The organism is Clostridium sp. AM27-31LB, from assembly GCF_003480745.1.
Classification (GTDB): domain Bacteria; phylum Bacillota; class Clostridia; order Lachnospirales; family Lachnospiraceae; genus Butyribacter; species Butyribacter intestini.
On the sequence record NZ_QUJS01000010.1, the window covers coordinates 131,714 to 140,074 of the forward strand.

The following is an 8,361-nucleotide window of genomic DNA, read 5'->3' on the forward strand; positions in this document are numbered from 1 at the left end:
CAATACAATGAACAAGCTCATTGTATTGCCAATTATCTTTTTATGGCTGAACTGTTACCGATTAAGTGATAAAATTTACCTTGTGGGTGGACTTTTGTCTAATGATAACTTATAATAAAACATATGTAGAAATAATATAAGAGATATATAGATATATTATGATGTTGGGGTCAAAATTTATTTTGACCCAACTAATGCCAAGGCTTGATATGTAGATTATGGAGGAAGATTTTGAAAGAAGATAGTCGAAAAGTTTTAAAAAGCATGATGATGGTTACGCAGTTAGGAATAGTTATGATGGTTCCGATTTTCTTGTGCGGAGCTTTAGGTGTGTGGTTGAACAGACTGACGGGTATAGATATTATATTCCCTATTTTGCTTGTGCTTGGCATAGGCTCAGGATTTAGAAGTGTATATATGGTTACAAAATCATTTTATGCATCAGATAAAAAGAAAGAAAATGAAAAGCTTCAATATATGGAAGATTTGAAAAATTATAGAAATACACATCCGGACGAGGATTTTTCAGATGTTATGGAGGGCAAGAAAAAGAGGTATCCGGAACATAAGACACGACAGAATTTTTGAGCTAAATATAAATATGTGAAACAAAAGTTTTGCAATACAGAGTGTTAATGAATATAATGATAAATATAGATGCAAGCTGGAATAGAGATAGGAAAAGGTAGAAAAATAAAAATATGCGAGAAGCGAAAAAGATTTTAAAAGAAATGATTATAGGAGTGTTTATATGGTCGCTGCCGGTTTTGGTTATGCTTGCTTTTATAGCAGAAAACAAACCAGCGGCTGTTTGTGGTGTTCTGGCTGGGGCATTTGCGGCAGCAGGGATAATATACCATATGTATAAACATCTTGACATAGCACTTGACATGGACCCGGAAAATGCAAGAAAACATACATTAAAATCTGCATTTCAGAGAACATTTATAATGGCGGCAGTTCTTATGGTGTCGATGATATGGTACAGTTATGTGCATCCTATAGGTGTTGTATTAGGGCTTATGGGTGTGAAGATGACTGCTTATATGCAGCCGTATGTGCACCGTTTTATTGCCGGTGTCAAAAGAGTGGGATGAGAACTGATATATAAGAAACTATGGTGATGAGAGTATATTTGTTATTTTTGTTCATTTGCCTGCGTGATATAAAATGCATAGGTATTCAGCATTATATTCAAAAAAATTGCGTGAATTTATGATAAAAGGTGTTGAGTTGTGCATTGAACATAAAAATATATTTTCATGACTATAGTTGTAATGACTAAGATAGTCATAAAAAATAAAGAAGGAGGATGAGAATGTGGGAAGTGACATCTTAAATATGTCATGGGTAAACAGTAAGGCACTGCTGGCAGGCGGTGAAGTAGACTTCTTTATCAGAGGATATACTGACAAGAAATTTATGTTTCTCGGACACGAAGTCTATCTTACGACGACGCATATATCAATGATAATCGTCATGGCATTTCTGCTTGTTTTTGCCTTGTTTGCAAACCATGCGATTAAGAAAGCAGATCCCAAAGAAGCACCCGGTCCGTTTTTAAATGTGGTCGAACTGATAGTTGAAAAACTTGATGGAATGGTTGCAAGCTCAATGGGAGCTAGAAATGCCGTGAAGTTTAGAAATTATGTAAGTGCCTTGTTTTTGTTTATACTTACATGCAACTTATCAGGATTGTTAGGCTTAAGACCGCCGACAGCGGATTTTGGTGTGACATTTCCGCTCGCCGTTATTACATGGGTGATGATTCAGTACAATGGATTTAAGTACCAGAAGATGGGCAAGATAAAAGGTTTGTTTGAACCGATTTTCTTATTTTTCCCAATGAATCTTATCAGTGAATTTTCAACGCCTGTATCGATGTCTCTCCGACTTTTCGGAAACATCCTGTCAGGTACTGTAATGATGGGACTTATCTATGGTTTGTTGCCAAAAGTGCTTACTTTGGTATGGCCGGCAGCATTGCATGTATATCTTGATGTATTCTCAGGATGCATTCAGACATATGTATTCTGTATGCTGACTATGTGCTTTGTCGCAGATGCGATAGGAGAAGACGCATAACAATTATTTATTATATTTATTTTGAGGAGGAAGAACAATGAATATTACAAACGACGGTTTAGTTTTAATGGGCTCTGCAATCGGTGCAGGTCTTGCAGTTATCGCAGGTATCGGACCTGGTGTAGGTCAGGGTATCGCAGCAGGTTATGGTGCATCAGCAGTAGGACGCAATCCGGGAGCAAAAGGTGACATCATGTCAACAATGCTTTTAGGACAGGCGGTAGCAGAGACAACAGGTCTTTACGGACTCGTAGTTGCCCTTATTCTCTTATTTGCTAACCCTCTTTATGGCAAACTTAAATAGACTGAGCTGAAAGCGAAGGATACTTCTTGAACGACAGTTCAAGAAGGGAGTTTTTTGGAAAGCGAAGGATACTTCTTGAACGACAGTTCAAGAAGGGAGTTTTTTTGGAAAGCGAAGGATACTTCTTGAACGGCAGTTCAAGAAGGGAGTTTTTCAGGAAAGCAAAGGATACTTCTTGAATAGTAGTTCAAGAAATATTATTGCTGAAAGCGAAGGAACTGGAAAGAGTTAAAATAGAAAGGAGGCTGTAAAGTGAATGGTTTGGTAAAGGTTGCTTTAGCAGGTGACGGACTTGGAGATTATATATTTGGTCTTGATCCACAGCTTCTTGTGGATTCGGCTATCACAATACTTGCAATGTTCGCAATGTTTCTTCTTTTGTCACATCTTCTTTTCAATCCTGCAAGGGATCTTCTTGAAAAGAGGCAGGCATATATAAAAGAACAGCTTGAAAAAGCAGCAAAAGAAAAACAGGATGCCATTGAATTTAAGGCAGAATATGATGAAAAGCTTAAGGCTGTTGATAAAGAAGCAGAACAGATTTTGAGCCAGACGAGAAAGAACGCTGTCAAGAGAGAAAACGAGATAGTGGACGAGGCTAAGGCAGAAGCTGCAAGGATTGTTGACAGGGCAAATCATGACATAGAACTTGAAAAGTCTAAGGTTAAGGATGATGTTAAGAAAGAAATGGTATCTGTTGCAACAGTTATGGCTGAAAAGATAGTGGCATCTTCTCTTGATGAAGAAAAACAGTCACAGCTTATCGCAGATACATTGGAAGAGATGGGTGAAGAGACATGGCTAAGCTAATATCCAAAACTTACGGTGACGCACTTTTTGAGGTGGCGGCTGAGGAAGATAAGCTTGAAAGCCATCTCGAGGAAGTGGAAGCTGTACTTGATGTGCTGAAAGAAAACGAAGAGTATATAAAGATAATAGGCTATCCTAGAATTCCCGTTGAAGAAAAGAAAGCCATGATAGAAAGTGCTTTCAAAGACAAAGTGTCTGATGATATGGTCGGTTTCCTTACGGTCATCGTGGAAAAGGGAAGATTTTCAAAGATAGAAGAAATCTTGAACTATTTTGTTGAGAGAGTACATGAAGCAGAAAAAATAGGAACTGCTGAGATTAAATCCGCCGTAGAGCTTAGTGAAGCACAGAAAAAGGCGGTTGAAGACAAGCTGCTTACAACTACACAGTACAAAAAGATAATTGCAAAGTACAGTGTGGATGAGTCACTTATAGGCGGTATGGTTATACGCATCGGTGACAGGATCGTGGACAGCAGCGTAAAGACAAAACTTGAGACTATGGCAAGAGAATTGTCAAAAGTCCGTTTGTCAAACTAAATTAAATCGAAAGAAGGTGCGAGAGTATCATGAATTTGAAACCTGAAGAAATCAGTTCGGTTATCAAAGAACAGATTAAACAGTACAGTACCAAATTTGAAGTCGCAGATACGGGTACTGTTATACAGGTTGCCGATGGTATTACGCGTATTCATGGTCTTGCAAAGGCTATGGAGGGCGAGTTGCTGGAATTTCCAAATGAAATTTACGGCATGGTTTTAAACCTTGAGGAAGACAATGTCGGAGCCGTACTCTTAGGTGACCATAAAAATATCAACGAGGGCGATATAGTAAAGACTACAGGACGAGTTGTTGAGGTGCCGGTTGGTGATGAAATGCTCGGACGAGTAGTAAATTCTCTCGGACAGCCTATAGATGGCAAAGGTCCGATAAAGACAACAAAAACAAGACCGATTGAGAGAGTTGCATCAGGTGTTATCTCAAGAAAATCGGTAGATACACCGCTTCAGACAGGTATCAAGGCGATTGACTCGATGGTTCCTATCGGAAGAGGACAGCGTGAGCTTATCATAGGCGACCGCCAGACAGGTAAGACGGCGATAGCCATTGATACCATCATCAATCAGAAAGGTCAGGGTGTTAAGTGTATTTATGTTGCCATAGGTCAGAAAGCATCAACAGTTGCGGCACTTGTAAATAAACTTGAAGAGTTCGGTGCGATGGACTATACGACAGTAGTTGCATCAACAGCCAGCGAACTTGCACCATTACAGTATATTGCACCATATTCAGGATGTGCCATCGGTGAAGAATGGATGGAAAATGGCGAGGATGTACTTGTAATCTATGATGACCTTACAAAGCACGCAGCAGCATACCGTACACTTGCATTGCTCTTAAAGCGTCCACCTGGACGAGAGGCATATCCGGGCGATGTATTCTATCTTCACTCAAGACTTCTTGAGAGAGCAGCACGCCTTTCAGACAAGCTTGGAGGAGGTTCACTTACAGCACTTCCTATCATTGAGACACAGGCAGGTGATGTATCAGCATACATTCCTACAAATGTTATCTCAATAACAGACGGACAGATATATCTTGAGACAGAGATGTTCAACTCAGGTTTCCGTCCCGCCGTAAATGCCGGTCTTTCAGTTTCACGAGTAGGTGGAGCTGCACAGATAAAAGCCATGAAGAAGATTTCAGGTTCTATCCGTATCGAGCTTGCTCAGTACAGAGAACTTGCGGCATTCTCGCAGTTTAGTTCAGACCTTGACCCTGAGACAAAAGCACAGCTTGCACAGGGAGAGAGAATCCGTGAGGTATTAAAACAGGACAACTACAATCCTATGTCTGTTGAGCATGAATTTATAAGTATTTATGCTGCAACACATAAATATCTCATAGATATTGAACTTGAAGATATTGCCGACTTTGAAAAAGGTCTTTTACAGTTCATCGATGAGAAGTATCCTGAAGTTCCGGGTACGATAAAAGAGACCGGTGAACTGTCAAAAGATATGGAAGAAAGATTTGTTCAGGCAATCGAAAAATTCAAGGCAGAGTTCGTTAAGAACAGATAGAGAGGTGTAATGATATGGCCTCAATGAGAGATATAAAAAGGCGTAAGGAAAGTGTCCAGAGTACAGGGCAGATTACAAAGGCTATGAAGCTTGTATCATCTGTAAAACTGCAAAAGGCGAAAGTCGGAGCAGAGTTGTCAAAGCCGTATTTTGATACGATGTATGAGACTGTTGCCGATATGATAGCAAGATCAGGTCAGTTGTCACATCCGTTTTTAAAGAAAAGTGAGTCAGATAAAAAGGCTGTTATTGTTATCACATCAAACAGGGGACTTGCAGGCGGTTACAATTCAAATATAGTAAAACTTGTGACACATGATGAACGCTTTAAAAAAGAAGATACACTTATATATGCTGTTGGAACAAAGGGCAGAGATACCCTTATGCGTCAGGGCTACGAGATAGCAGGCGATTATTCGGAGGCTATGAACGAGCCACTTTACAGTGATGCGACAGGCATTGGAAAAGATGTACTTGGCAAGTTTGTCAAGGGTGAGATAGGTGAGATTTATATTGCCTACACTATCTTTAAAAATACTGTTGTTCAGATTCCAACACTTATGAAACTTCTTCCTATTGATGCAGAGGATATAGTATCTGAGCAGGAAGAAGACCAGAGTCCGTTAGACAAGCTTACGCTTATGAATTATGAGCCGGAACCTGAGGAGGCACTCGATGCCATAATTCCAAAATATATAAACAGTCTTATATATGGAGGACTTGTGGAGGCACACGCCAGCGAAAACGGTGCCCGTATGCAGGCGATGGATTCAGCGACAAGTAATGCGGAGGACATGATAAGTGACCTGTCACTTAAATATAACAGAGCAAGACAGGCATCTATCACTCAGGAGCTTACGGAGATTATTGCAGGTGCATCGGCTATTTCTTAAATTATGTCAAGTTGATTGATTATGGCTGTTGATTATTTGTAAATTTGACTTTAGCGTTCAAACTTATCTGTCAAATTATGTATAAATAACTGATTTAAAAAATATTGCTGAAAAAACTGCAAAACTTTTCGGTCAAAATCTAAATAAATATTGGATATTGTCCGAAAGATAATAAATTTTAAGAAGGGAAAAAGAGATGGCAGAATTAAATACAGGTAAACTTACACAGATCATCGGTGCCGTTCTCGATGTCAGATTTTCAGAAGGAAAACTTCCTGAAATCAATGACGCTATCAAAGTTCCTCTCAAAGATGGTGAAGAACTTGTAGTAGAAGTAGCACAGCATCTTGGTGATGATACTGTCCGCTGTATTGCCATGGGTCCGACAGACGGACTGGTAAGAGGAATGGAAGCTGTTGCTACCGGTGGTCCTATATCAGTTCCGGTCGGTGAAAAGACACTTGGACGAATGTTCAATGTACTTGGCAATCCTATAGATGAAAAACCAGCACCGGAAGGTGTTGAATATGACCCTATTCACAGAAAAGCCCCTGCTTTTGAGGAGCAGTCAACACAGACAGAAATCCTTGAGACAGGAATCAAAGTCGTTGACCTTCTCTGCCCATATCAGAAAGGTGGAAAAATCGGTCTTTTCGGTGGTGCAGGAGTTGGTAAGACTGTACTTATACAGGAGCTTATCACAAATATCGCTCAGGAGCATGGTGGATATTCAGTATTCACCGGTGTAGGAGAGCGTACAAGAGAGGGAAATGATCTCTATTACGAAATGATCGAGTCAGGGGTTATCGACAAGACAACAATGGTATTCGGTCAGATGAACGAGCCACCTGGAGCGCGTATGAGAGTTGCTCTTACGGGACTTACGATGGCAGAAAATTTCCGAGACAGATCGGGAAAAGATGTACTTTTATTTATCGACAACATTTTCCGTTTCACACAGGCTGGTTCAGAAGTTTCAGCACTTCTCGGCCGTATGCCTAGTGCCGTAGGTTATCAGCCTACACTTCAGACGGAGATGGGTGCTTTGCAGGAGCGTATCACATCTACAAAGAAAGGTTCCATCACATCAGTTCAGGCGGTATATGTACCTGCCGATGACCTTACTGATCCGGCTCCGGCAAACACATTCACACATCTTGATGCCACAACGGTACTTTCGCGTTCAATCGTTGAGCTTGGAATTTACCCTGCGGTAGATCCGCTTGAATCAACATCGCGCATACTTGATCCGCATATTGTCGGTGAGGAGCATTACAAAGTTGCCCGTGGAGTACAGGAAATATTACAGAAATACAAAGAATTACAAGATATTATTGCAATCCTAGGTATGGACGAACTTTCAGAGGACGACAAGATTGTCGTAAACAGAGCAAGAAAGATTCAGAGATTCCTTTCTCAGCCATTCCATGTAGCAGAGCAGTTTACCGGACTTCCCGGTAAATATGTACCTGTAGCAGAAACTATAAGAGGATTTCAGGAAATCCTTGAAGGAAAACATGATGATATACCTGAAAATCTTTTCCTCAATGCAGGAACTATAGATGAAGTTGTTGAGAGAATGAATTCTAAATAGTTCGGGAGGTGTATTATGGCTGAAAAGAAGTTTAATCTTCAGATTATATCACCTACCAGAGTTTTCTTTGACGGAGACATAGATATGGTGGAAATGAAGACAACGGAGGGTGAAATCGGTGTACTCGCCGGACACATTCCGCTTACGGCTATTCTTGAACCGGGTGTGCTTCGCATAAAGAAGTCAGACGGTGACAAAGAAGCGGCACTTCATGACGGATTTGTAAAAATCACAAAAGACAAGGTAACGATCCTTGCCGAATCCTGCGAGTGGCCTGACGAGATAGATGTAAACAGGGCAAATGAAGCAAAGACAAGAGCAGAGCGCAGGCTTAAGAGCGGCGAACCTGCCGTAGATATGCTTCGTGCGGAGCTTGCACTTAAAAAGGCACTTACCAGAATTGATATTGCAGGAAAATATAAATAAAAATCAAAAGGTTTGCAGATACAAAGTCTGCAAGCCTTTTTTATTGTAAATTATTTTCGTTGTGGCTGCTGTTTATATATGTTATTTTCACATTATGCAGTGTATCTTGCAAGTCCATTTGTTATCCCTGACTCTATTTTTGCTTTTGCTAATGTAAGCTGTATTA

At 40.3% G+C, this 8,361-nt stretch carries 11 protein-coding genes; all 11 read left to right on the forward strand.

Annotation, left to right across the window (positions count from 1 at the left end; genetic code table 11):
- Positions 1–231 precede the first annotated feature (231 nt).
- The 11 genes from DW721_RS13605 (at position 232) to atpC (ending at position 8,195) form a co-directional block, all read left to right on the forward strand.
- Positions 232–588 (forward strand): AtpZ/AtpI family protein, encoded by a 357-nt coding sequence (locus tag DW721_RS13605; RefSeq protein WP_022013171.1) that lies wholly within the window; start codon positions 232–234, stop codon positions 586–588.
- A 113-nt stretch (positions 589–701) separates the two neighbouring features.
- Complete coding sequence (locus DW721_RS13610) at positions 702–1,097, forward strand: ATP synthase subunit I (protein ID WP_022013170.1); 396 nt, start codon at positions 702–704, stop codon at positions 1,095–1,097.
- A 223-nt stretch (positions 1,098–1,320) separates the two neighbouring features.
- Positions 1,321–2,085 carry a F0F1 ATP synthase subunit A gene (atpB, locus tag DW721_RS13615; protein WP_022013169.1) on the forward strand — a complete coding sequence of 255 codons (765 nt, stop codon included), beginning with the start codon at positions 1,321–1,323 and terminating at the stop codon, positions 2,083–2,085.
- Between the two features lie 37 nt (positions 2,086–2,122).
- Entirely contained in the window at positions 2,123–2,389 is a 267-nt protein-coding gene (atpE, locus tag DW721_RS13620) for an ATP synthase F0 subunit C (RefSeq protein WP_118746083.1), read from the forward strand.
- Positions 2,390–2,415: 26 nt separating this feature from the next.
- Positions 2,416–2,568, forward strand: a complete 153-nt coding sequence (locus tag DW721_RS16180; RefSeq protein ID WP_182436335.1) for a hypothetical protein — start codon at positions 2,416–2,418, stop codon at positions 2,566–2,568.
- A 73-nt stretch (positions 2,569–2,641) separates the two neighbouring features.
- The gene (atpF, locus tag DW721_RS13625; RefSeq protein WP_022013167.1) at positions 2,642–3,199 is read left to right on the forward strand and encodes a F0F1 ATP synthase subunit B; all 558 of its coding nucleotides are present in this window, start codon (positions 2,642–2,644) and stop codon (positions 3,197–3,199) included.
- On the forward strand, positions 3,187–3,738 hold the full coding sequence (locus tag DW721_RS13630; protein WP_022013166.1) for a F0F1 ATP synthase subunit delta: 552 nt from the start codon (positions 3,187–3,189) through the stop codon (positions 3,736–3,738). The genes atpF and DW721_RS13630 overlap by 13 nt, the downstream gene beginning before the upstream one ends.
- A 29-nt stretch (positions 3,739–3,767) precedes the next feature.
- The gene (gene atpA / locus DW721_RS13635; RefSeq protein WP_022013165.1) at positions 3,768–5,282 is read left to right on the forward strand and encodes a F0F1 ATP synthase subunit alpha; all 1,515 of its coding nucleotides are present in this window, start codon (positions 3,768–3,770) and stop codon (positions 5,280–5,282) included.
- Between the two features lie 14 nt (positions 5,283–5,296).
- Positions 5,297–6,175 (forward strand): ATP synthase F1 subunit gamma, encoded by an 879-nt coding sequence (gene atpG / locus DW721_RS13640; RefSeq protein ID WP_118746084.1) that lies wholly within the window; start codon positions 5,297–5,299, stop codon positions 6,173–6,175.
- A gap of 196 nt (positions 6,176–6,371) precedes the next feature.
- The gene (atpD, locus tag DW721_RS13645; protein WP_055946471.1) at positions 6,372–7,769 is read left to right on the forward strand and encodes a F0F1 ATP synthase subunit beta; all 1,398 of its coding nucleotides are present in this window, start codon (positions 6,372–6,374) and stop codon (positions 7,767–7,769) included.
- 15 nt (positions 7,770–7,784) lie between these two features.
- Entirely contained in the window at positions 7,785–8,195 is a 411-nt protein-coding gene (atpC, locus tag DW721_RS13650) for an ATP synthase F1 subunit epsilon (protein WP_022013162.1), read from the forward strand.
- Positions 8,196–8,361 lie beyond the last annotated feature (166 nt).

Coding starts and splice junctions, on each gene's coding strand:
- DW721_RS13610 (WP_022013170.1), top strand. CDS start 702: ATGCGAGAAGCGAAAAAGATTTTAAAAGAAATGATTATAGGAGTGTTT.
- atpE (WP_118746083.1), top strand. CDS start 2,123: ATGAATATTACAAACGACGGTTTAGTTTTAATGGGCTCTGCAATCGGT.
- DW721_RS13630 (WP_022013166.1), top strand. CDS start 3,187: ATGGCTAAGCTAATATCCAAAACTTACGGTGACGCACTTTTTGAGGTG.
- atpA (WP_022013165.1), top strand. CDS start 3,768: ATGAATTTGAAACCTGAAGAAATCAGTTCGGTTATCAAAGAACAGATT.
- atpG (WP_118746084.1), top strand. CDS start 5,297: ATGGCCTCAATGAGAGATATAAAAAGGCGTAAGGAAAGTGTCCAGAGT.
- atpD (WP_055946471.1), top strand. CDS start 6,372: ATGGCAGAATTAAATACAGGTAAACTTACACAGATCATCGGTGCCGTT.
- atpC (WP_022013162.1), top strand. CDS start 7,785: ATGGCTGAAAAGAAGTTTAATCTTCAGATTATATCACCTACCAGAGTT.